Source organism: Streptomyces sp. WMMC940, assembly GCF_027460265.1.
Lineage (GTDB): Bacteria > Actinomycetota > Actinomycetes > Streptomycetales > Streptomycetaceae > Streptomyces.
The window spans coordinates 4,753,539-4,773,902 of the sequence record NZ_JAPZBC010000001.1 but is presented as its reverse complement, the minus strand read 5'-3'; the positions used below and the strand labels follow the sequence as shown (position 1 = coordinate 4,773,902).

Here is a 20,364-nt window from a genome sequence, read left to right as displayed (position 1 = left end):
CTTCACGGCGGCTCGGCTCACCGGCCTTCCCGGCCGCGGCCGGGCCCAAAGCCGACACGGCCCACAGCCGGTCGGCCCACGCCGGCACGGCTCACGGCCGGTCGGGGAACAGGCCCCAGCCCTCGGTGCCGCCCGTCCCCTGCGGGCCGCCGCCGTCGCCCCCGCCGCCGGTGGTGCCCCGGCCGGCCCCGCCCTGCCCCCCGCCGCCCTGGCCGATGCCGCCGCCAGGCCCACCGGTCGCCGGGCCGCCGGTGCCCCGGCCCGCCGTGGGCGGGCGGCCGCCCGTGGTTCCGCCCGCCGGCGGAGTGCCGCCGTCGCGCGGGATCACGCCGTCCGCGGCATCGCCGGTGTCCGGCCAGTCCGCCGGGGGCGGCGTGCCGGTGGCGGACCGGCGGTCGTCGGTGCGGTCCTCGTTCCCGACCGGCCCGAAGGGGTCGTCGCCGGGCAGGCCCGGTTCGTCGAACGGGAAGAACTCCTCCTCCGCGCCCTCGGCGACCGTGAGGTCGAAGTCCACCGCCTCGCGGCCGGCCAGCGCGGCCGCCGTGAACTCGCCCCAGATCGCCGCGGGCGCCCCGCCGCCGTTGATCCGCGGCAGGCCCAGCGCCCCGTAGAGCGACTTCTGGGCACCGGTGTCGGGATCCTGGCCCATGACGGCGACGACGGTCGCCAGATCGGGGGTGTAGCCGGCGAACCAGGCGGCCCTGTCGCCCTCCGCCGTGCCCGTCTTGCCCGCCGCGGGCCGTCCGGAGGACAGCGCCGCCGTGCCCGACCCCTGCCGCACCACGCCCATCAGCACGGACGTCGTGGTGTCCGCCGCCTCGCGGCTGATGGCCTGTCTGGCCGGCGCGGTGGGCAGGTCCAGTTCCACGCCGTCCTTCGTGACGCGCTCGACCAGCGTGTACGTGCCGTGCCGGCCGTGGTTGGCGAGCGTCGCGTACGCCTCGGCCATGTCCAGGACGCTCGCGGTGGCCACACCGAGCGCGATGGACGGGGTCGCGGTCAGGTCCGGGGTGGTCTCCGGGACGCCGAGGGCGATGGCGGTGTCCCGCACCCTGCGCGGTCCGACGTCCTGGGCGAGCTGCGCGTACACCGAGTTGACCGAGTGGTCCGTGGCCATCCGCAGGCTCAGCGGGCCGTAGGAGACGTTGTCCTCGTTCTCCGGCGCGTAGCCGGTCGGGCCGTGGCGGCCCTGCACCTGGCGCCGGTCCGTGCCGTCGTAGAGCGTGTCGGGGGTGATCCGCCGACCGTCCTGGGTCATGGAGCCGTTCTCGACGGCCGCGGCGAGGACGAACGGCTTGAACGTCGAACCGACCTGGTAGTCGCGGCGGGTGGCGTTGTTGACGTACTGCTTGGTGTAGTCGATGCCGCCGTACATGGCGACGACCTTGCCGCTCGCGGGGTCGATCGACGCCCCGCCGACGCGGACGTTGCGGTCGGCGGCACGGCCGGGATCGCGCCGGGACATCACGTGCCGGTCGACGGCGGCGACGAAGGCGTCCTGCTTCTTCCGCTCCAGGGTGGTGGTGATGCGGTAGCCGCCGCGCGCCAGGGTCTTCTCGTCGACGATCCCGTTGCCGGTGATCCAGTCCTCGACGGCCTGGACGACATAGCCGCGCTGTCCGGAGAGCCCCGTGGCGGGGCCCGCCGTCTGCGGCATCGGGAAGATCATGGTGGCCCGGTCGGAGAGGGGCAGCCATTTCTCCGTCACCATGCCGTCGAGCGTGTAGTTCCAGCGGGCCAGCACCCGGGGCCGGTTCTCGGGATGGGCGGCCACGTCGTACGCGCTGGGCGCGTTGAGCAGCGAGGCGAGGTAGGCGCCCTCGGCGGTGTCGACAGCACCGATGTCCTTGCCGTAGTAGGCGTGGGCGGCGGCCTGGATGCCGTACGCGTTGCGGCCGAAGTAGCTGGTGTTGAGGTAGCCCTCCAGGATGTCGGCCTTGCTCTCCTCCCGGTCGAGCTTGATCGCGATGAAGAACTCCTTCACCTTGCGGGTGATCGTCCGCTCCTGGCCCAGGTAGTAGTTCTTGACGTACTGCTGGGTGATGGTGGAGCCGGACTGCTTCCCCTTGCCGGTGACGGTGTTCCACGCGGCACGGACCATCGCCTGGGGGTCGACTGCCCGTTCGGAGTAGAAGTCGCGATCCTCGGCGGCGAGCACCGCGCGCTGAACGGAGAGGGGGACCTGGGAGAGCCGGACGCTCTGCCGGTTGACCTCGCCGTCGCGGGCGATCTGCGTGCCGTCCTTGTAGAGGTACACGTTCGACTGTGCCGTGGCCGCGGAATTGGCCGGCGGGATACCGACCAGCAGGTAGCCGGTGACGAAACCACCGATGAGCAGGAGCGCGAAGAGCAGGCACCCGCCGAGGACCGTCCGCCAGGTGGGGACGGCACGCCGCAGACCGGTGCGCCGGGGGCGGGTCCGGCTGCGGCCCCGACGGGCGTCGGCGGCCGGCGGCTCCGCGCCGTCCTGCCCGCCCTCCCGGTCCGCGCGCACGTCCGGGCCCTCCCGGCCGGTCCCGCCGTCCCGTCCCTCCCCGACCCCTTCGGGCGACGCGCCGGGCACCGGGCGGCCGACGGCGGTCGGATCCCCCGGGTCCCGCCGCTGCTGTGGCTCGTGACTCATGTCCGTGGAGACTCCTCGGGCCCCTGCCCGGAGGAACACCTCCGGGACGGAAGCTGACATTTCGGGCGATTCGCTGTGTGCCCATACTGCACTTCCCACCCCCTTGACCCCCGGACCGCCGCCCGGAATACGGTCGCGGCGGCCGGTTCCGCTGGGCTAGGGTCATGCGCTTTGGCGCGTCCGTGCCGGACGCGGAGTCCTTGCGACGATTCCACCGAAGGAGGCTGTCCGGTGCGGCTCTACGCGGTCGTCGCGGCCGGTGGCTTCCGGCGCTATGCGACATACCGGGTGGCGACGGCGGCAGGCGTCTTCACCAACACCGTCTTCGGCTTCATCATGGCCTACACCTATATCGCCCTCTGGGACGAACGCCCACGGCTCGGCGGCTACGACCTCTCCCAGGCCGTCACCTTCGTGTGGCTGGGCCAGGCCCTCCTGACGACCTGCGCCATGATGGGCGGCGGCTTCGAGGACGAACTCATCGAACGCATCCGCACCGGCGACATCGCCATCGACCTCTACCGCCCCGCCGACCTCCAACTGTGGTGGCTCGCCGGAGACCTGGGCCGCGCGGCCTTCCACCTCCTCGGCCGCGGCGTCGTCCCCCTGCTGCTCGGCGCCCTCGCCTTCGACCTCGCCCTGCCCGCGTCCCCGCTGCCCTGGCTGGCCTTCCTCACCGCCGTGCTCCTCGGCGTCGTCGTCAGCTTCGCCCTCCGCTACCTCGCGGCCCTGTCGGCGTTCTGGCTGATGGACGGCGCCGGCGTCCTCCAGGTCACCTGGCTGGCCGGCCTGTTCTTCTCCGGCATGCTGCTGCCGCTCACCCTCTTCCCCGGCGCCCTCGGCGAACTCGCCCGGCTCCTGCCCTGGTCCTCGCTGCTCCAGATCCCCGCCGACGTCCTCCTCGGCAAACGCACGGGCTGGGGTCTCGTCCACGCCTACGCCTTCCAGCTGGGCTGGGCGGCCGCCCTCCTGACCGCCGGCCGGCTCCTCCAGTCGGCGGCCACGAGAAGGGTGGTCGTCCAGGGTGGCTGAACAACCACGGCCCTCCGGCGGACACCCACAGGCCGTCGAACACCCGTGCACCCTGCGGTCCGGACTGCGCACCTACGGACTCATCGCGGCCATGTGGATGCGCTCCACCATGACCTACCGCGCGTCCTTCGCCATGACCGCGCTCGCCAACCTCGCCGCCACGTCCTTCGACTTCGTCGTCATCCTGCTGATGTTCGCGCACGTCGACACCCTCGCCGGGTACAGCCTGCCGGAGATCGCCCTCCTCTACGGATCGGCCGGAACCGCCTTCGGCCTCGCCGACCTCGCGATGGGCTCCATGGACCGGCTCGGACGACGCGTGCGCGACGGCACGCTCGACACCCTCCTCGTGCGGCCCGCCCCCGTACTCGCCCAGGTCGCCGCCGACCGCTTCGCCCTCCGCCGCCTCGGCCGCATCACCCAGGGTCTGCTGGTCCTCGGCTACGCACTCCTCGCCCTCGACATCGCCTGGACCCCGCTCAAGGCCGCCATGGTGCCGATGATGCTGCTCAGCGGGGCGGCGATCTTCGCCGCCGTGTTCGTCGCCGGCGCGGCCTTCCAGTTCGTCGCCCAGGACGCCGCCGAAGTGCAGAACTCCTTCACCTACGGCGGCAACACCCTGCTCCAGTACCCGCCCACCGTCTTCGCGAAGGACCTCGTGCGGGGCGTCACCTTCGTCGTACCCCTCGCCTTCGTCAACTGGCTGCCCGCGCTCTACGTCCTCGGGCAGCCCTATCCGCTCGACCTGCCCCCCTGGCTCGCCCTCGCACCACCGCTCGTCGCCGCCGCGTGCTGCGCGCTCGCCGCGGCCGCGTGGCGGGCGGGTCTCCGTACGTACCGCAGCACCGGGAGCTGAACCGTGTCCGAGGAAGCAATCCGCACCCAGGAAGCCGTCGGGACCGGCGGCCTGATCGAACTGGAAGGCGTGGAGAAGGCCTTCGACGTACGCCGTCGATCGGGCCTGCTGCGCCGGGAGAGGACACGGGTGTGCGCCGTCGACGGCATCAGCTTCACCGTGCCGCGCGGCGAGATGGTCGGCTACATCGGACCCAACGGCGCCGGGAAGTCCACCACCATCAAGATGCTGACGGGCATTCTGACCCCCAGCGGCGGACGGCTGCGCGTCGCCGGGATCGACCCGTCACGCGAACGCACCCGGCTCGCCCGGCGCATCGGCGTGGTCTTCGGGCAGCGCACGACACTCTGGTGGGACCTGCCGCTCATCGACTCGTACCGCCTGGTGCACCGCATGTACCGGATCCCGGACGCCCGCTACCGGCGGAACCTGGAGCGCTGCGTCGAACTACTCGACCTCGGCGCCCTGCTGGACGTACCCGTGCGGCAGCTCTCCCTCGGACAACGCATGCGCGGAGACATCGCCGCGGCCCTGCTGCACGACCCCGAGGTGCTCTACCTCGACGAACCCACCATCGGCCTCGACGTCGTCTCCAAGGCCAAGGTGCGCGAGTTCCTGCGCGACCTCAACGCCGAACGCGCCACGACCGTCCTCCTCACCACCCACGACCTCACCGACATCGAGCAACTGTGCAAGCGCGTCATGGTCATCGACCACGGCCGGCTCGTCTACGACGGCAGCCTCGCCGGACTCCACGAGGTCGCGCCGGGCGAACGCACCCTCGTCGTGGACCTCGAACGCCGGCTCCCGCCCATCGAGGTCGCGGGCGCACGGCCGGTACGGGTCGAGGGCCCGCGCCAGTGGCTCGCCTTCCCCGCCTCGGCGTCGGCGGCACCGATCGTCGCCGCCCTCGCCGCCGACTACCCGCTGGTGGACCTGTCGGTGCGGGAGCCCGACATCGAGTCGGTGATCGCGAGGATGTACGCGGAGCGTTCGACGGCGCCGTGAGCGCCCCGATTGACTAGGCTGAACGCATGACGAGCGACCTTCCGGACATGCGGGCCTCCGACGCCGAGCGGGAGCGGATCGCCGAACGGCTGCGGGACGCCGTCGCCGAGGGCCGCCTCGACATGGACGAATTCGAGGAACGGCTCGACGCCGCCTACAAGGCACGTACGCACGGGGAGCTGGAGCCCCTCGTACGGGACCTCCCGGCCCCGGGCGGAGCCCCGGCACCCCTCGCCGCCGCGCCGGCTCCCGCAACCGGCACCGTGGACTACACCCGGCGCACCGGCCACCCTCCCACCTCCAGGGGCGCGTTCGCGTTCTGGAGCGGCTTCGGCCGCAAGGGCACCTGGACCGTCGCCCGCAGGTTCACCGCCGTCGTCCTGCAGGGAGGCGGCGAGATCGACCTGCGGGACGCCGACTTCGAGGACCGGGACGTCGTCATCCGCTGTTTCACCGTCATGGGCGGCATCCAGGTGACCGTGCCGCCGGACATGTACGTCGACGTCAGGGGCTTCGGCTTCATGGGCGGCTTCGGCGAGGCCGGTTCCGGCGGCGACCCGGACGACATCGCCCCCGGCTCACCCCGTGTGACCGTCACCGGCTTCGCCCTCATGGGGGGCGTCGGCGTCGAACGCAAGCTCCGCAAGGCGGACAAGCAGCGCCTGAAGGAGGCCCGCCGTCGGGAACGCCTCGACAAGCGCGAGGACGGCGGGGCACGGGGCGAGCTGGAGTAGCCGTGCCCGCCTCCGGGGGGCGGGCGGCCCCACGGGCGGGGGGACGGCCCTCCGAGCGGGGGCCGGCGCCGGCCTTCGGGGGACGGGCCGCGCGTGACCATCCGACGATCGGTTCGTTACTCCGTGCGAGGACGCGAACACGCGGCCGGTACGGAGGGGGACGCAACGCATGCCGGTGAGCCCGTACACACGCGAACGCCTTTCGGAGGCGGCGAGCACGTCGCGGACGTTGTCGGAGGCGCTGGGGAAGCTGGGGGCGGGGGCGGCTTCGCGGCGGTACGTCCACGAGCGGATGAAGCGGATGGGCGTGGACACCTCGCACTTCGATCGCGAGGGAGCACGGTGGACGAAGGACGTCCTCGAACCCGTGGTCGCGGCGTCGACCAGTGTGACCGAGGTCCTGTGCCGACTCGGCCTGGACGTGGTCGGCGGACACCACACGAACATCAGCAGGCGTATCCGCGCCTACGCCATCGACACCTCGCATTTCGTGGCGCCGTCGCGGGCGGTCACGGGCCGGGGCCGGGCGGCGAACGGTGGACTCCTCGTGGAACAACCCCGAGCGGAATCCCGGCGGACCCCCGGTCGCCGCCTGCGACGTGCCCTGGTCGAGACGGGCGTACCGGAGCAGTGCGCGCTGTGCGGGACCGGGCCCGAGTGGCGTGGCCGTCCGCTGCCGCTGGAGGTCGATCACATCGACGGCAACTGGCGCGACAACCGACCGGGGAACCTGCGCCTGCTCTGTCCCAACTGCCACTCGGCGACGGACACCTACCGGGGACGTGCCAAAGCCCGGCGCCGGAGGCCGTCGTGAGTCGGACACCCGGCGGCACCGGCATGTCGGGTCCGCCGCGACGGGCCTACCGAAAGGCGGACGACCGGCCGACAGCCACAGAACTGGCCGCGGCCGTCAGCTCCTCGTACTCACTCGCCGAAGTGCTGCGGCGGCTGCCGCGGCCCGACAACACCAGTCAGCGCACGAACCTGAAGCGGTGGATCGCCGACGACGCTCTCAGTACCGCCCACTTCCTCGGCCAGGCGCACATGAAGGGCAGGCCCGGGACCGTCCCGGCACGGCGCGCCGCGGACATCCTGGTGAAGAGGGAAACGGGGCGGCGCGCCAGAACGGCGCACCTGCGGCGCGCGCTCCGGGAGACAGGCCTGCCCGAGGCATGCGCCGACTGCGGGACCGGGCCCGAATGGCTCGGGCGGCCCATGACCCTCGAAGTCGACCACATCAACGGCGACCGGCTGGACGACCGCGCCGGGAACCTGCGTCTGCTGTGCCCCAACTGCCACGCGACCACGGCCACATGGTGCCGGGGCGGCAGTCGGCGCGGCGACTGAGAACCCTCTCCGCACCGGACACCGACCGCGCCCAGTACAGTGGGCGCGGAAACGGGCGCCCGTACGCCAAGGGCTGAGCGGCGATCTTTAGGTGGTCGTGTTTGTCGGTTCGAATCCGACCGGGCGCACCATGACCGAAGGCTCGGCTCGCGGGAAGCGAGCCGAGCCTTCATTGCGTGCACCTCAGCCCAGCAGCTCCCGCACCACCGGCACCAGCGCCCGGAACGCCTTCCCCCGGTGGCTGATCGCGTTCTTCTCCTCGGGGCTCAGCTGCGCGCACGTCCGCGTCTCGCCGTCCGGCTGGAGCACCGGGTCGTAGCCGAAGCCGTTCGTGCCGGCCGGGGCGTGGCGCAGGGTACCGCGCAGGCGGCCCTCGACCACGCGTTCCGTGCCGTCGGGGAGGGCGAGGGCGGCCGCGCAGGCGAAGTGGGCGGCGCGGTGCTCCTCGGTGATGTCGGAGAGCTGCGCGAGCAGCAGTTCGAGGTTGGCCGTGTCGTCGCCGTGGGTGCCGGACCAGCGGGCGGAGAAGATGCCCGGGGCGCCGCCGAGGACGTCTACGCAGAGGCCGGAGTCGTCGGCGACGGCGGGGAGGCCGGTGGCCTGGGCCAGGGCGTGCGCCTTGAGCAGGGCGTTCTCGGCGAAGGTGACGCCGGTTTCCTTGACGTCGGGGAGGTCGGGGTAGGCGTCGGCGCCGACGAGTTGGTGGCCGAGTCCGGCGTCGGCGAGGATCGCGCGGAGCTCGGTGATCTTTCCGGGGTTGCGGGTGGCGAGGATCAGGCGGGTCATGAGCCCAGTATCTCCGCGGCGGTGACGGCGCGGGCGCCGCGGGTGGGGTGCACGGCGCCCGGCGGGCAGGGGTTCAGGAGGTGCAGACCTTGCCGAGTTCGGTGGCGGCGTCGGTGACCGGCGTGATGTCCGGGGTGGCGTCGCCGTTCTCCACGGACGTGCGGACGTTCTCGACTCCCTTGGAGAGGGCGTCGACGGCCTTGGAAAGGTCGGCGTTGTCGGTGGTGTCCTTGAGGTTGCCGAGTTCCCTGTCGATGTCGTTGAGGGCTTCGGTCAGCTGTGTCGGGTCCTCGGAGGCGGTGGAGACGGCCTGGGAGAGCCTGTCGACGCTGGTGGCTATGGCGTCGGCGGTCCTGACGCAGTCGAGAGCCTTGTCGACGGCACCGCAGCCGACGACTCCGGTGAGCGCGACGGCGGTGACGACGGCGAGTGCGATACGGCGGCTGCGCATGGTGCAGTCCCTCCCCTGGTTCCCGGACGGGCGTACGGTTCGGCCCGTACGCCCGTACCTGCTGTGACGCCGGCAGTGGCGTTCTTGGTTGCTTCTTTACTCTCCGGAGGGGCGCCCTGCCCGGGGCGCCGGCCGAGGAGCGGCTCGGGTGGCCGGCGGGGGACGCCCGGTGTCCTTCGTCCGGGCGACACTCCGGGTCACCGCCCCGGGGGCGTGGGGTCGCTCGCCCAGAGCCGTGCTCACTGGCCGATCGTGGTGGCGAGGGCGGCGGTCTGGAGTGCGGCGAGGTCGGCGCAGCCGCCGGTGGCGAGGTCGAGGAGCGCGTTGAGCTCCTTGCGGTCGAACGGCTCGGCCTCGGCGGTGCCCTGGACCTCGACGAAGCGGCCGTCGCCGGTGCAGACGACGTTCATGTCGGTCTCGGCGCGGACGTCCTCCTCGTAGCAGAGGTCCAGCAGGGGCGTGCCGTCGACGATGCCGACGGAGACGGCGGCGACGGTTCCGGTGAGCGGCTTGCGCCCGGCTTTGACGAGCTTGTGCGCCTGGGCCCAGGAGACGGCGTCGGCGAGGGCCACGTAGGCGCCGGTGATGGCGGTGGTGCGGGTGCCGCCGTCGGCCTGGAGGACGTCGCAGTCGAGGACGATGGTGTTCTCGCCGAGGGCCTTGTAGTCGATGACGGCGCGCAGGGAACGGCCGATGAGGCGGGAGATCTCGTGGGTGCGGCCGCCGATCTTGCCGCGGACGGACTCGCGGTCGCCGCGGGTGTTGGTGGAGCGCGGCAGCATGGAGTACTCGGCGGTGACCCAGCCTTCGCCGCTGCCCTTGCGCCAGCGGGGGACGCCTTCGGTGACGGAGGCGGTGCAGAAGACCTTGGTGTCGCCGAAGGCGATGAGGACGGAGCCCTCAGCGTGCTTGCTCCATCCGCGTTCGATGGTGACGGGGCGGAGCTGTTCGGGGGTGCGGCCGTCGATACGAGACATGTGGTGAGCCTATCCGTACGCGCGTGAGGGGCCCGTTCCGGTGGAGAACGGACCCCTCATGGGTGAGACCGCGCCGGGGGCGGACCGGGGGCGGACCGGAACGGACCGGATCGGACCGGTGCGGGGACGGGGTGGCCCGGTGCGGAGGCGGGGTGGACCGGGGTGCGCCGTCAGCGGTGCGGTCTCGCGCGGGTGAGTGGGGAGGCGGCTCGCGCGGGGGTCACATCATGTCTTCGATGTCCGCGGCGATGGGGTCGGCGTCGGTGCCGATGACGACCTGGATGGCGGTACCCATCTTGACGACGCCGTGGGCGCCGGCGGCCTTCAGCGCGGCCTCGTCGACCTTGCCCGGGTCCACGACCTCGGTGCGGAGGCGGGTGATGCAGCCCTCGACCTCTTCGATGTTGTCGATACCGCCGAGCCCGGCGACGATCTTCTCAGCCTTGCTGGCCATGTCTTTCTCCCTGCGTTCGAGAGGCCCGTTCGGGGCGCTCAGCGCTGCCTCGGCCCACCATCGGTCCGTTTCGTCACGGTAATGCACGGTTGGCCCATCTTCATGGGCGAGTGACCGCCACCTGTCGAATGATGACGATCACCGGTGACCCGCTTCCGCCACGGACCTCGATCGGGCCGCGGGAGAACCCGGGGCCGGACCGGAGCCGTACGAGAACTGGTCTACACCAGTCTGCAACACCTGCCAAACCAGGCGACTTCCGGGAGGACGCCGATGAGCACCGAGAGCGCGGCCGTACCGCGGCGGACGTGGCGGCACAGGTCGTTCCAGGGGCTCCAGAAGATGGGGCGCAGCCTGCAGCTCCCCATCGCCGTGCTGCCCGCGGCCGGCATCCTCAACCGCCTCGGCCAGCCGGACGTCTTCGGCGATCAGGGTCTCGGCTGGACGAATCTCGCCAAGGTGATGGACGGGGCCGGCGGCGCACTGCTGGACTCGGGCCTGGGACTGCCGATGCTCTTCTGCGTGGGTGTCGCCATCGGCATGGCGAAGAAGGCGGACGGCTCGACGGCGCTGGCCGCGGTGGCGGGTTTCCTCGTGTACTACGGCGTGATCCGGGAGTTCCCCGAGGAGTGCATCGACCCCGCGACCCCGGTGGCCACCGGCTGCCGGGCCGTGGACGGTTCGGTCACGGCCTTCACGTACCAGAACCCGGGCGTCTTCGGCGGGATCGTGATGGGCCTGATGACCGCCTACATCTGGCAGCGCTACCACCGCACCAAGCTGGTGGACTGGCTCGGCTTCTTCAACGGGCGCCGGCTCGTGCCGATCATCATGTCGTTCGTCGCGATCGCGTTCGCGGCGCTGTGCCTGTGGGTCTGGCCGCCGGTCGGCGGAGCACTGGAGGGCTTCAGCAACTGGCTGCAGGACCTGGGCTCGTGGGGCGCCGGCATCTTCGGCGTGGCGAACCGCGCGCTGCTCGTGGTGGGGTTGCACCAGTTCCTGAACGTACCGCTGTGGTTCCAGTTCGGCTCGTACACCAAGCCCGACGGCACGGTGGTGCACGGCGACATCAATATGTTCCTGAACGGGGACCCGAACGCGGGCCTGTTCACCACGGGCTTCTTCCCGATCATGATGTTCGCCCTGCCGGCGGCGGCACTGGCGATCACGCACTGCGCGAAGCCGCACCGGCGGGCCGAGGTGGGCGGGCTGATGATGTCGGCGGCGCTGACGTCGTTCGTCACGGGCATCACGGAGCCGCTGGAGTACTCGTTCATGTTCGTCGCGCCGGTGCTGTACGCGATCCACGCGGTGCTCACGGGCGTCTCGATGGCCGTCACCTGGGCCCTGGGCGTCAAGGACGGCTTCTCCTTCTCGGCGGGCTTCATCGACTACGTGATCAACTGGGGCCTGGCGACGAAACCGTGGCTGATCGTCCCGATCGGCCTGGGCTTCGCGGCGGTGTACTACGCGATCTTCCGCTTCGCGATCACCAGGTTCGACATCAGGACGCCGGGGCGCGAGCCGGACGAGATCGGCGACGAGATGGAGCGCGAGGTCACCAAGTAGCGGGAGCCGGCGCATGACCGCGAGCGGCACCCATGGGCGCCGGCAGGGGCGGCGGCGAGGGCTCTCGGCGTATGACCGAACCCTCGGGAATCGCAGGTTCCTTATCTTTCCCTCACGTGCTACAACTGGTCTACACCTCTGACTGGTGTAGACCATGCGGTCCATACCACCGCCATTTCCCGAGTCGCCGCCGTCCCCTTCTTCTCCCGGTGCCGGGCGGCGCCCTGCCCACTGGAGGAAGTTGTGACCACGGCCACCGTCGACACGGCGCCACCCGCCAAGAAATGGGGCTCCGGCCTGTTCCAGGGCTTGCAGAAGGTGGGCCGCAGCCTGCAGCTGCCCATCGCCGTGCTGCCGGCGGCGGGCATCCTGCTGCGCCTCGGCCAGCCCGACGTGTTCGGCAAGGACGGCCTCGGCTGGGACAAGGTCGCCTCGGTGTTCGCGACCGCCGGCGACGCCGTCTTCGCCAACCTGCCCCTGCTGTTCTGCATAGGCGTGGCGATCGGTTTCGCGAAGAAGTCGGACGGGTCCACCGCGCTCGCGGCCCTCGTCGGCTTCCTCGTCTACAAGAACGTCCTCACCGCGTTCCCGGTGACCGAGGCCGTGGTCAACACCACGGCCAACAAGGGCGTCGACGTCGCCGCGACGTACAACAACCCCGGCGTCCTCGGCGGCATCGTCATGGGTCTGCTGTCCGCGGTCCTGTGGCAGCGCTTCCACCGCACGAGGCTGGTGGACTGGCTCGGGTTCTTCAACGGCCGCCGCCTCGTACCGATCATCATGGCCTTCGTCGGCGTCGTCGTCGGCGTCTTCTTCGGGCTCGTCTGGGAGCCGGTCGGCAACGTCATCTCGGACTTCGGCGAGTGGATGACGGGTCTGGGCGCCGGCGGCGCCGGACTGTTCGGCCTGATCAACCGTGCACTGATCCCGATCGGTATGCACCAGTTCGTGAACACCGTCGCCTGGTTCCAGATCGGCGACTTCACGAACGCCGCCGGCGAGGTCGTCCATGGCGACCTGCACCGCTTCTTCGCCGGCGACCCGGAGGCCGGTCTGTTCATGACGGGCTTCTTCCCGATCATGATGTTCGGTCTCCCGGCCGCCGCCCTGGCCATCGCGCACTCGGCCCGCCCGGAGCGCCGCAAGGCCGTCACCGGCATGATGCTGTCGCTCGCCCTGACGTCGTTCGTCACCGGCGTGACCGAGCCGATCGAGTTCTCGTTCATGTTCATCGCGCCGCTGCTCTACGCGATCCACGCGGTCCTCACCGCCGTCTCGATGGCCGTGACCTGGGCGTTCGGCGTCCATGCCGGCTTCACCTTCTCCGCCGGCCTGATCGACCTCGGGCTGGGCTGGAACAAGGCGACGAACCCATGGCTGATCATCCCGATCGGCCTGTGCTTCGCGGTCGTCTACTACGTGGTCTTCCGCTTCGCGATCACCAGGTTCAACCTCCCGACGCCGGGCCGCGAGTCCGACGAGGAACTGGCCGAACTCGAAAAGGCCGAGGCCAAGTAGCGGTCTCGACCGCCCCGTGGCTGCCGGGTCCACCTGGCGGTCGCGGCCGGGACGCACGCGGGCCCCACTCCCCTTGGGCTCTCACGGTCCTCGCAGCACCCGCGATCTGTGGGAGTTGTGAGGACCGTGGGCGTTGAGCGTGGGCGCTCGCCCGTGTGCTCCGTGCCCGCCCCGGCGCCGGCCCACCTCTCCCGCCCCGGTCCGCGCGCTCGTCCGCTCGCTCAGGCCTCCGCGGCCGGTACGCACAGCACCGGGACCCGCGAGATGTGGAGCAGCTTGTGCGGGGTCGAGCCCAGGAGGGCGCCCCGCAGGGGACTCTCGCCGTAGCTGCCGACGACGATGACGCGGGCGTCGTGGCGGTCGGCCGCGTCGAGCAGCGCCTCCGCCGGTCCCTGGTCCAGGATCTCGACCGCCGTGGGTACGCCCGCGGCGTCGGCCGCGGCGACCGCGTGGGCGAGGGCGGTCCGGCCGGACTGGCGAATGGCCTCCAGATGGGTCCGGTACTCCTCGCCGAGCGTGCCCGGGGGCGCCGCGCCGAAGACCAGGACGAGCGGCTCGCCGAAGGCGGCGGCCACCTCGATGGCCACCCGCAGCGCCCGCACGGAGCCGGGCGACTCGTCGTATCCGAGGACGACGGGCATCTCACGGCCCTCCGGATCCGTTCCGCCCGCCGCCGCTGCCGCCGCCGCTGCCCTTTCCGGTACCCGTGCCGATGCCGGTGGTTCCGCGTGCGAGGTCGGGGTCGCAGACGCTCGGGCGCTCGTGCCAGAAGCGGTCGCTCGTCAGCCGGCGGGCAAACATGATCAACAGTCCCGCCACGACGATGAAGATGCCGATGACGAGCGGCGGGCCGAGCCCGAACCACGAGACCCCGCTGTAGGAGTTGGCCGGGTCGGACATGTCGATGACGGACTCCACCAGCAGCCACAGCAGTAGCACGGCACCGATCACCGGTCCGAGGCCGATGAGCAGGAAGTTGCGCACGCTCTCGGTGAGATGGCGGCGGTAGTAGACGGCGCAGGCGATGCCGGTGAGGGCGTAGTAGAACGCGATGAGCAGCGAGAGGGCCGTGAGCGAGTCGAGCAGGGCGTTCTCGCTGATCTGGCTGACGACGAGGTACCAGACGATGGCGACGGCCGCGACGGCCCAGGTGCTGACGTGGGGTGTGCGGAAGCGGGGGTGGATCCTGGCGAGGGCGGCGGGCAGAGCGCCGCGCCGGGCCATGGAGAGCCCCGTCCGGGATGCCGGGATGATCGTCGTCTGGGTCGAGGCGAGCGCGGACGTGGAGACGGCCAGCAGGACGAGCCAGTCCCAGCCACCCAGGACCTGCCGGGCGAGGGAGGCGAAGATGAACTCCTCCTCGGCGGCGTTCTCGGCGAGGTAGGCGGGGCCGGCGAAGGCGACGACCGCGATGGTGACCGAGAGGTACGTGCCCAGCAGGATGACCGTCGACCAGATGCCGGCCCGTCCGGGGGCGCTGGCGGAGTTCTTGACCTCCTCGGTGAGGTTGACCGCCGACTCCCAGCCCCAGTACATGAAGACGCCGAGCAGCAGACCGGCGGTCAGTGCGGCACCGCCCGCCGCGAAGGGATCCAGCCAGGTGATCTGCGGTTCGACGGCGCCGAGCGAGCTGGTGCCCGCGTACACGCGGTAGACGGCCACGACGGCGAACGCGAGGAGCGACGCCACCTGGGCGAGGATGAGCACGTTCTGGACGTGTGCCGAGGCCTCGGTGCCGATGACGCAGATGGCGGTCATGACGAGGATGAGCAGCACGGCGAGCAGCTGGCGTACGAGGTCGTTGGCCGCCCAGCTGTCGAGTCCCACGGTGAGCAGCCCGAAGCCGACGGCCACGTCGGCGAGCGAACCGACGACGAGCACTCCGGTCATCATGATCGCCCAGCCGCCGAACCAGCCGGCCCAGGGACCCATGGCGCGGGTGACCCAGGAGAAGGTCGTGCCGCAGTCCTGGTCGACCCGGTTGAGGTAGAAGAAGGCCGATGCGATCAGCAGCATCGGCACGAAGGAGGCGAGCACCACACCGGGCGCGTAGACGCCGACGAGCGCCACCACCGAGCCGATGACCGCGGCCAGCGAGTACGCGGGCGAGGTCGAGTTGATGCCGATGACGAGCGCGTCGAGGAAGCCGATCGCGTTGTGCTTCAGCTCTCCGGGCCCTTCCCGGCTGTGCGAGCTGGGCGGCGGAGGCAAGGTGTCCTTGACGTCATCGGCCATGTTTCCTCGCAGATCAGGACGATGTGTCGCTTCTCTGCGAGTTTAACGGGAGGTGTCGCTCCCGGCCTGCGGAGTGGATCTCCGGGTCGGGCCGCGGGGCGGAGACGCGCCCCGCGGCCCGACCCGCCTCACAGCTCGTAGACCACGCCCGGGGCCGCCAGTTCCACGGGGCCCCGGAAGACCTCCCGCGCGTCCGCGAGGTTGCGCTCCGCGTCCGTCCACGGCGGGATGTGGGTGAGCACGAGGCGCCCGACCCGCGCGCGGGCGGCGTGGGCGCCTGCCTCGCGGCCGTTGAGGTGGAGGTCCGGGATGTCCTCCTTGCCGTGGGTGAAGGCGGCCTCGCAGAGAAAGAGGTCCGTGCCGTCGGCGAGGTCGACCAGGGGGTCGCAGACGCCCGTGTCGCCGGAGTACGTCAGGGAGCGGCCGCCGTGTTCGATCCGGATGGCGAAGGTGTCGACGGGGTGCGCGACCTTCTCGGTGCGCACGGAGAACGGCCCGATCTCGAAGACGCCCGGCTTGAGGGTGTGGAAGTCGAAGACCTCGCTCATCGACTTGTCGGAGGGGGTGTCGGCGTACGCGGTGGTGAGCCGCTGCTCCGCGCCCTCCGGCGCGTACACCGGGATGGCGTCGCAGCGGCCGCCGTCGTGGCGGTAGTAGCGGGCCACGAAGTACGCGCACATGTCGATGCAGTGGTCCGCGTGCAGATGGCTCAGGAAGACGGCGTCGAGGTCGTAGAGACCGATGTGGCGCTGCAGCTCACCGAGGGCGCCGTTGCCCATGTCGAGGAGCAGCCGGAAGCCGTCGGCCTCTACGAGGTAGCTCGAGCAGGCCGATTCCGCGGACGGGAACGACCCTGAGCAGCCGACGACGGTGAGCTTCATGGAGCTTGAACCTCCGTGGACGGTCGTCCGGTGGACGGGGAACGTGGGCGGGTGGCGGGGTGCCGAGGCGTGCGCAGGGGGAGGTCGTGCGGTGCGTCGAGCGTAAGGCGCGAAAGGGCCGGGCGCTCCTTCGCACGTACCCGTTGTGGGGGAACTCACCTGCCCTGTCACCGGATAGGACGACGCGTGACGGCGGGCGCGCGACGCGCGCGGCCCGGGATGCGCGCCGGTACCGTCTGGGGTATGGACACGTCGTGGTGGCTCGCGCTGGGCGCGGTGGTGGCGGTCGCGCTGTTGGCGGCCGTGACGCGGGTGAGGCCGGGCGGCCGGGCGGGGAGGCCCGGCGGAAGACCACCCGGCAGGGCGCCGACGAGGCCGCGGGGGCGTGCCCCTGGCGGACGTCCCGGCAGGCCGGCGGAGGGTGCCGCGCGTCCGGGGCCGGAGCGGCGGCCGCAGCCGGGGGAGATCTGGTGGGCGGACGTCCCGTTCGAGGACGGGCCCGGATCCAAGGACCGGCCCTGCCTGGTCCTCGCCGTGCACGGCGGCGCGGCACGCGTCGCCAAGATCACCAGTCGCTATCACGACGAGCGTCCGGGCGTGATCCCGCTCCCGCCGGGCACGGTCGGCGACGGGCACGGGCGCCCCAGCTTCCTGGAGACGGACGAACTGCGCGAGGTCCGGGTACGGGACTTCCGCCGGCGGGTGGGTGTGGTGGACCCGCTGCTGTGGGACCAGCTGCGCCACCTGTGACGCCGTCCGGGCACCTGGAAGCCTCGACGGGTCGGGGGCGGCTCCCGGGCACGTGCGGGTAGAGCCTCCCCGCGCCGTCCGGGAACGCGCCCGAGCCCTCCGCGCGCCCGGGCGGGTGCCCGACGGCGCGGGGAGGCGCTACCCGACGGTCCGCGGCGTCAGGCCCAGAGCTGGCCCTGGAGGCTTTCCACCGCCGCCTGGGTCGTCGGGGCCGTGTAGACGCCGGTGGAGAGGTACTTCCAGCCGCCGTCGGCCACGATGAAGACGATATCCGCGGACTCCCCCGCCTTCTGCGCCTTCCGGCCCGCACCGATGGCCGCGTGCAGCGCCGCCCCGGTGGAGACCCCGGCGAAGATGCCCTCCTGCTGGAGGAGCTCACGGGTGCGGGCGACGGCGTCGGCCGAGCCGACCGAGAAGCGGGTGGTGAGGACGGACGCGTCGTACAGCTCGGGGACGAACCCCTCGTCGAGGTTGCGCAGGCCGTAGACCAGGTCGTCGTACCGGGGCTCCGCGGCGACGATCTTCACATCGGGCTTGTGCTCGCGCAGGAAGCGGCCGACGCCCATGAGGGTGCCGGTCGTGCCGAGGCCCGCGACGAAGTGGGTGATGGACGGGAGGTCGGCGAGGATCTCCGGGCCGGTGGTGGCGTAGTGGGCACCCGCGTTGTCCGGGTTGCCGTACTGGTAGAGCATCACCCACGACGGATTCTGCGCGGCGAGCTCCTTGGCCACGCGCACGGCCGTGTTGGAGCCGCCCGCCGCGGGCGACGAGATGATCTCGGCGCCCCACATCGCGAGGAGCTGCCGGCGCTCCTCGCTCGTGTTCTCCGGCATGACGCAGACGATCCGGTAGCCCTTGAGCCTGGCCGCCATCGCCAGCGAGATGCCGGTGTTCCCGCTGGTCGGCTCCAGGATCGTGCAGCCGGGCGTGAGGCGGCCGTCCTTCTCGGCCTGTTCGATCATGTGGAGCGCGGGGCGGTCCTTGACCGAGCCGGTCGGGTTGCGGTCCTCCAGCTTGGCCCAGATGCGGACGTCCCCGGACGGGGACAGCCGGGGCAGCCGGACGAGCGGGGTGTTGCCGACCGCGGCGAGCGGGGAGTCGTAGCGCATGGGGTGATCCGGCCGATCAGGCCATACCGCCGGCGACGGCCGGCAGGATCGTCACGCTGTCGCCGTCGGACAGCTTGGTGGAGATGCCGTCGAGGAAGCGGACGTCCTCGTCGTTCAGGTAGACGTTCACGAATCGGCGCAGTTGCTGGCCGTTCGCCTCGTCCACGATCCGGGCCTGGATTCCGGGGTGCCGGGTCTCGAGGTCGGCGAACAGCTCGGCGAGCGTGTCCCCGCTGCCCTCGACGGCCTTGGCGCCGTCGGTGTAGGTGCGGAGGATGGTCGGGATGCGGACCTCGATGGCCATGGCATGGGCTCCTGTCGGGAGGGGCGTAAGGGGCGTTGCGTAAGGGCGCGCGGCTGGGCCCCCGCGCAGGGGCTGGTGCAGGCTGCTGCTGCGTTCGTGGGCCGTGGGCTCAGGCCGTACGGCTGTCCGCGCAGCGCGTACAGATGGCGCTGGCCAGGCGGCACAGGTCGACGTGCAGTCGCGCCACGAGCAGCGGCGTGCCCGGCGTCTTCTCGCTCACGTCGTGGGAAACCATGCGCTCATCGTAACGATTCCCGATCCGGCCCCCGGTATGTGATCTCGCATCATGGACCTGATCTGTTCGCCTGGTGGAATTTGGACCTCAGTACTCCTCGACGACCCGGACCTCCTCCTCGGTGACCTCGCCGTCGAGGATCCGGAAGGAGCGGAACTGGAACGGGCCGGCGTCGTCGGTGTCCGCCGTGGAGACGAGCACGTAGTGGGCGCCGGGCTCGTTGGCGTACGAGATGTCCGTGCGGGACGGGTACGCCTCGGTCGCCGTGTGGGAGTGGTAGATGACCACCGGCTCCTCGTCCCGGTCGTCCATCTCCCGGTAGAGCTTCAGCAGGTCCGACGAGTCGAACTCGTAGAACGTGGGCGAACGGGCGGCGTTGAGCATGGGGACGAAGCGCTCGGGCCGCCCCTTCCCGGCGGGCCCGGCGACCACGCCGCACGCCTCGTCGGGGTGGTCCTCGCGGGCGTGGGCGACGATCCGGTCGTAGAGGGCCTGGGTGATGGTCAGCATGAGGACGAGAATAGGCGGACGGTCCCCGGATCTGAGATCCGGGGACCGGTGAGTGAGATCAGGGGGCTGGGGGCGGGAGCGGGGCCTCGGCGGGGGGCGGGGACGGACCGTCGTCCGCCGCCGGGCCGGGTGCGGGCGCGCGGCCGGTCACGGCGCCCGCCGGGCCGGGCCGGTCCGGCCCGGGTGTGCGGTCGGTCACGGCGAGCAGCGCGTGCACCGTGGCCCCCATCGTGCGGCGGGCGGCGTCCGGGTCGAGCCCGCCGCTGCGCCAGTGGTACCAGGCACCCCATGTGGTCACCGCGTCCAGGCCGTTGAGCAGGTCCGCCCGGCGGTCCCCGGGCAGTCGGTCCAGTTCCTCGGCGAAGACCTCGGTCAGCCGGCTGCGGGCGAAGTCGAGCACCTGGCGGGTGGCGAACCCGACCCGCTCGGACGGGTTCTCCAGCCGCATCATCGTCAGCCGTGCCGGTGTGACCCACTCCAGGATCCGTGCGCGCTGCTCGACGAGCGCGGCCACCCTCACCTCCCTCGGCCCCTCGGCCGGCAGGGGCCCGATCCGCGCGGCCAGCTGCTCGAGCCGCCGGGCGATGGCGGTGTCCTGGAGCTGACCCATGTCGGCGAAGTGGTGGAACACCAGGCGCCGCGACACTCCGGCCCGCTCGGCCACCCGGTCCGCGGGGAACTGCGTCTCCCCGTCGTCGAGCAGCGAGAGCATCGCGTCGGCGATCTTCTCCCGGGTCCGGCGGCCGCGCTCGGTGCGACCGTCCCGCACCGGTCCGCCGCCGGTCCCTGGGCGCGCGCCCCCACTTGCCCGGGCGCGATCCGGCGCCCGCCGGTCCGACTGGTTCACCTCAGTTCCTCCCATCCCTGCGTTGACATTGTTGCACTCGCGATGCAACCGTGCCGCTTGCACACCGAGTGCAATAAATGCGAGCCCATCCCGGGCCGCCGCACGAGAGGGCCCCACCGGCCCGCCGCACGAGAGGGA

Annotated in this window: 22 protein-coding genes and 1 tRNA gene; 10 read left to right on the top strand and 13 right to left on the bottom strand. The window is 71.7% G+C overall.

All coding sequences use genetic code 11. The features are described from left to right. Nucleotides 1-91 precede the first annotated feature (91 nt). Nucleotides 92-2,623 carry a transglycosylase domain-containing protein gene (locus O7595_RS20990; protein WP_269730190.1) on the bottom strand — a complete coding sequence of 844 codons (2,532 nt, stop codon included), beginning with the start codon at nt 2,621-2,623 and terminating at the stop codon, nt 92-94. Between the two features lie 231 nt (nt 2,624-2,854). On the opposite strand from O7595_RS20990, the gene O7595_RS20985 reads away from it, so the two are divergent. The 7 genes from O7595_RS20985 to O7595_RS20955 all read left to right on the top strand — a co-directional run bounded on the left by O7595_RS20985 (nt 2,855) and on the right by O7595_RS20955 (nt 7,731). Further along, entirely contained in the window at nt 2,855-3,655 is an 801-nt protein-coding gene (locus O7595_RS20985) for an ABC transporter permease (protein ID WP_269730189.1), read from the top strand. A 52-nt stretch (nt 3,656-3,707) separates the two neighbouring features. After that, complete coding sequence (locus tag O7595_RS20980; protein WP_269732562.1) at nt 3,708-4,511, top strand: ABC transporter permease; 804 nt, start codon at nt 3,708-3,710, stop codon at nt 4,509-4,511. A 3-nt stretch (nt 4,512-4,514) separates the two neighbouring features. Continuing rightward, complete coding sequence (locus O7595_RS20975) at nt 4,515-5,519, top strand: ABC transporter ATP-binding protein (RefSeq protein WP_269730188.1); 1,005 nt, start codon at nt 4,515-4,517, stop codon at nt 5,517-5,519. A gap of 26 nt (nt 5,520-5,545) precedes the next feature. Beyond that, nucleotides 5,546-6,253 (top strand): DUF1707 SHOCT-like domain-containing protein, encoded by a 708-nt coding sequence (locus tag O7595_RS20970; RefSeq protein ID WP_269730187.1) that lies wholly within the window; start codon nt 5,546-5,548, stop codon nt 6,251-6,253. Nucleotides 6,254-6,422: 169 nt separating this feature from the next. After that, nucleotides 6,423-7,067, top strand: coding sequence for an HNH endonuclease (locus O7595_RS20965; protein ID WP_269730186.1), 645 nt, complete (start codon nt 6,423-6,425; stop codon nt 7,065-7,067). 23 nt (nt 7,068-7,090) lie between these two features. After that, on the top strand, nt 7,091-7,600 hold the full coding sequence (locus O7595_RS20960; RefSeq protein WP_443071852.1) for an HNH endonuclease signature motif containing protein: 510 nt from the start codon (nt 7,091-7,093) through the stop codon (nt 7,598-7,600). A 55-nt stretch (nt 7,601-7,655) separates the two neighbouring features. Then, nucleotides 7,656-7,731, top strand: a tRNA-Leu gene (locus O7595_RS20955). Between the two features lie 52 nt (nt 7,732-7,783). Here O7595_RS20955 and rdgB read toward each other — a convergent pair. The 4 genes from rdgB to O7595_RS20935 form a co-directional block, all read right to left on the bottom strand. Next, nucleotides 7,784-8,386, bottom strand: a complete 603-nt coding sequence (gene rdgB, locus O7595_RS20950) for an RdgB/HAM1 family non-canonical purine NTP pyrophosphatase (protein ID WP_269730184.1) — start codon at nt 8,384-8,386, stop codon at nt 7,784-7,786. A 73-nt stretch (nt 8,387-8,459) separates the two neighbouring features. Next, nucleotides 8,460-8,837, bottom strand: a complete 378-nt coding sequence (locus O7595_RS20945) for a hypothetical protein (protein WP_269730183.1) — start codon at nt 8,835-8,837, stop codon at nt 8,460-8,462. Between the two features lie 239 nt (nt 8,838-9,076). Continuing rightward, nucleotides 9,077-9,814, bottom strand: coding sequence for a ribonuclease PH (gene rph, locus O7595_RS20940; RefSeq protein ID WP_269730181.1), 738 nt, complete (start codon nt 9,812-9,814; stop codon nt 9,077-9,079). A 220-nt stretch (nt 9,815-10,034) separates the two neighbouring features. Continuing rightward, entirely contained in the window at nt 10,035-10,268 is a 234-nt protein-coding gene (locus tag O7595_RS20935; protein ID WP_123187908.1) for a glucose PTS transporter subunit EIIB, read from the bottom strand. Between the two features lie 273 nt (nt 10,269-10,541). Here O7595_RS20935 and O7595_RS20930 point away from each other — a divergent pair, with 273 nt between their 5' ends. Both O7595_RS20930 and O7595_RS20925 read left to right on the top strand, forming a co-directional pair. Continuing rightward, on the top strand, nt 10,542-11,837 hold the full coding sequence (locus O7595_RS20930; protein WP_269730180.1) for a PTS transporter subunit EIIC: 1,296 nt from the start codon (nt 10,542-10,544) through the stop codon (nt 11,835-11,837). Between the two features lie 243 nt (nt 11,838-12,080). After that, on the top strand, nt 12,081-13,355 hold the full coding sequence (locus O7595_RS20925; protein ID WP_269730179.1) for a PTS transporter subunit EIIC: 1,275 nt from the start codon (nt 12,081-12,083) through the stop codon (nt 13,353-13,355). A gap of 221 nt (nt 13,356-13,576) precedes the next feature. Here the strand turns inward: O7595_RS20925 and O7595_RS20920 are convergent, their stop codons facing one another. The 3 genes from O7595_RS20920 to O7595_RS20910 form a co-directional block, all read right to left on the bottom strand. After that, nucleotides 13,577-13,996 (bottom strand): universal stress protein, encoded by a 420-nt coding sequence (locus O7595_RS20920; RefSeq protein ID WP_269730178.1) that lies wholly within the window; start codon nt 13,994-13,996, stop codon nt 13,577-13,579. A 1-nt stretch (nt 13,997) separates the two neighbouring features. Continuing rightward, a complete protein-coding gene (locus tag O7595_RS20915; RefSeq protein ID WP_269730177.1) occupies nt 13,998-15,590 on the bottom strand; it encodes an APC family permease in 1,593 nt (530 codons plus the stop codon). Between the two features lie 128 nt (nt 15,591-15,718). Beyond that, nucleotides 15,719-16,471, bottom strand: coding sequence for an MBL fold metallo-hydrolase (locus tag O7595_RS20910; protein ID WP_269730176.1), 753 nt, complete (start codon nt 16,469-16,471; stop codon nt 15,719-15,721). A gap of 243 nt (nt 16,472-16,714) precedes the next feature. On the opposite strand from O7595_RS20910, the gene O7595_RS20905 reads away from it, so the two are divergent. Next, nucleotides 16,715-17,221, top strand: a complete 507-nt coding sequence (locus O7595_RS20905; RefSeq protein ID WP_269730175.1) for a type II toxin-antitoxin system PemK/MazF family toxin — start codon at nt 16,715-16,717, stop codon at nt 17,219-17,221. A gap of 158 nt (nt 17,222-17,379) precedes the next feature. On the opposite strand, the gene O7595_RS20900 is transcribed toward O7595_RS20905, so the two are convergent. The 5 genes from O7595_RS20900 to O7595_RS20880 all read right to left on the bottom strand — a co-directional run bounded on the left by O7595_RS20900 (nt 17,380) and on the right by O7595_RS20880 (nt 20,148). Further along, a complete protein-coding gene (locus O7595_RS20900) occupies nt 17,380-18,330 on the bottom strand; it encodes a PLP-dependent cysteine synthase family protein (protein ID WP_269730174.1) in 951 nt (316 codons plus the stop codon). Between the two features lie 16 nt (nt 18,331-18,346). Further along, nucleotides 18,347-18,634 (bottom strand): MoaD/ThiS family protein, encoded by a 288-nt coding sequence (locus O7595_RS20895; protein ID WP_269730173.1) that lies wholly within the window; start codon nt 18,632-18,634, stop codon nt 18,347-18,349. Between the two features lie 109 nt (nt 18,635-18,743). Continuing rightward, the gene (locus O7595_RS20890; protein WP_269730172.1) at nt 18,744-18,869 is read right to left on the bottom strand and encodes a putative leader peptide; all 126 of its coding nucleotides are present in this window, start codon (nt 18,867-18,869) and stop codon (nt 18,744-18,746) included. An 87-nt stretch (nt 18,870-18,956) separates the two neighbouring features. Then, nucleotides 18,957-19,379, bottom strand: a complete 423-nt coding sequence (locus tag O7595_RS20885) for a M67 family metallopeptidase (protein WP_269730171.1) — start codon at nt 19,377-19,379, stop codon at nt 18,957-18,959. Nucleotides 19,380-19,437: 58 nt separating this feature from the next. Beyond that, nucleotides 19,438-20,148, bottom strand: coding sequence for a TetR/AcrR family transcriptional regulator (locus O7595_RS20880; RefSeq protein ID WP_269730170.1), 711 nt, complete (start codon nt 20,146-20,148; stop codon nt 19,438-19,440). Nucleotides 20,149-20,364 lie beyond the last annotated feature (216 nt).

Excerpts from the sequence above, each read along its gene's own strand:
- O7595_RS20990 (WP_269730190.1), bottom strand. The coding sequence starts at position 2,623 with ATGAGTCACGAGCCACAGCAGCGGCGGGACCCGGGGGATCCGACCGCC.
- O7595_RS20970 (WP_269730187.1), top strand. The coding sequence starts at position 5,546 with ATGACGAGCGACCTTCCGGACATGCGGGCCTCCGACGCCGAGCGGGAG.
- O7595_RS20965 (WP_269730186.1), top strand. The coding sequence starts at position 6,423 with ATGCCGGTGAGCCCGTACACACGCGAACGCCTTTCGGAGGCGGCGAGC.
- O7595_RS20960 (WP_443071852.1), top strand. The coding sequence starts at position 7,091 with ATGTCGGGTCCGCCGCGACGGGCCTACCGAAAGGCGGACGACCGGCCG.
- rdgB (WP_269730184.1), bottom strand. The coding sequence starts at position 8,386 with ATGACCCGCCTGATCCTCGCCACCCGCAACCCCGGAAAGATCACCGAG.
- O7595_RS20945 (WP_269730183.1), bottom strand. The coding sequence starts at position 8,837 with ATGCGCAGCCGCCGTATCGCACTCGCCGTCGTCACCGCCGTCGCGCTC.
- rph (WP_269730181.1), bottom strand. The coding sequence starts at position 9,814 with ATGTCTCGTATCGACGGCCGCACCCCCGAACAGCTCCGCCCCGTCACC.
- O7595_RS20935 (WP_123187908.1), bottom strand. The coding sequence starts at position 10,268 with ATGGCCAGCAAGGCTGAGAAGATCGTCGCCGGGCTCGGCGGTATCGAC.
- O7595_RS20930 (WP_269730180.1), top strand. The coding sequence starts at position 10,542 with ATGAGCACCGAGAGCGCGGCCGTACCGCGGCGGACGTGGCGGCACAGG.
- O7595_RS20920 (WP_269730178.1), bottom strand. The coding sequence starts at position 13,996 with ATGCCCGTCGTCCTCGGATACGACGAGTCGCCCGGCTCCGTGCGGGCG.
- O7595_RS20915 (WP_269730177.1), bottom strand. The coding sequence starts at position 15,590 with ATGGCCGATGACGTCAAGGACACCTTGCCTCCGCCGCCCAGCTCGCAC.
- O7595_RS20910 (WP_269730176.1), bottom strand. The coding sequence starts at position 16,471 with ATGAAGCTCACCGTCGTCGGCTGCTCAGGGTCGTTCCCGTCCGCGGAA.
- O7595_RS20905 (WP_269730175.1), top strand. The coding sequence starts at position 16,715 with ATGGACACGTCGTGGTGGCTCGCGCTGGGCGCGGTGGTGGCGGTCGCG.
- O7595_RS20900 (WP_269730174.1), bottom strand. The coding sequence starts at position 18,330 with ATGCGCTACGACTCCCCGCTCGCCGCGGTCGGCAACACCCCGCTCGTC.
- O7595_RS20895 (WP_269730173.1), bottom strand. The coding sequence starts at position 18,634 with ATGGCCATCGAGGTCCGCATCCCGACCATCCTCCGCACCTACACCGAC.
- O7595_RS20890 (WP_269730172.1), bottom strand. The coding sequence starts at position 18,869 with ATGGTTTCCCACGACGTGAGCGAGAAGACGCCGGGCACGCCGCTGCTC.
- O7595_RS20885 (WP_269730171.1), bottom strand. The coding sequence starts at position 19,379 with ATGCTGACCATCACCCAGGCCCTCTACGACCGGATCGTCGCCCACGCC.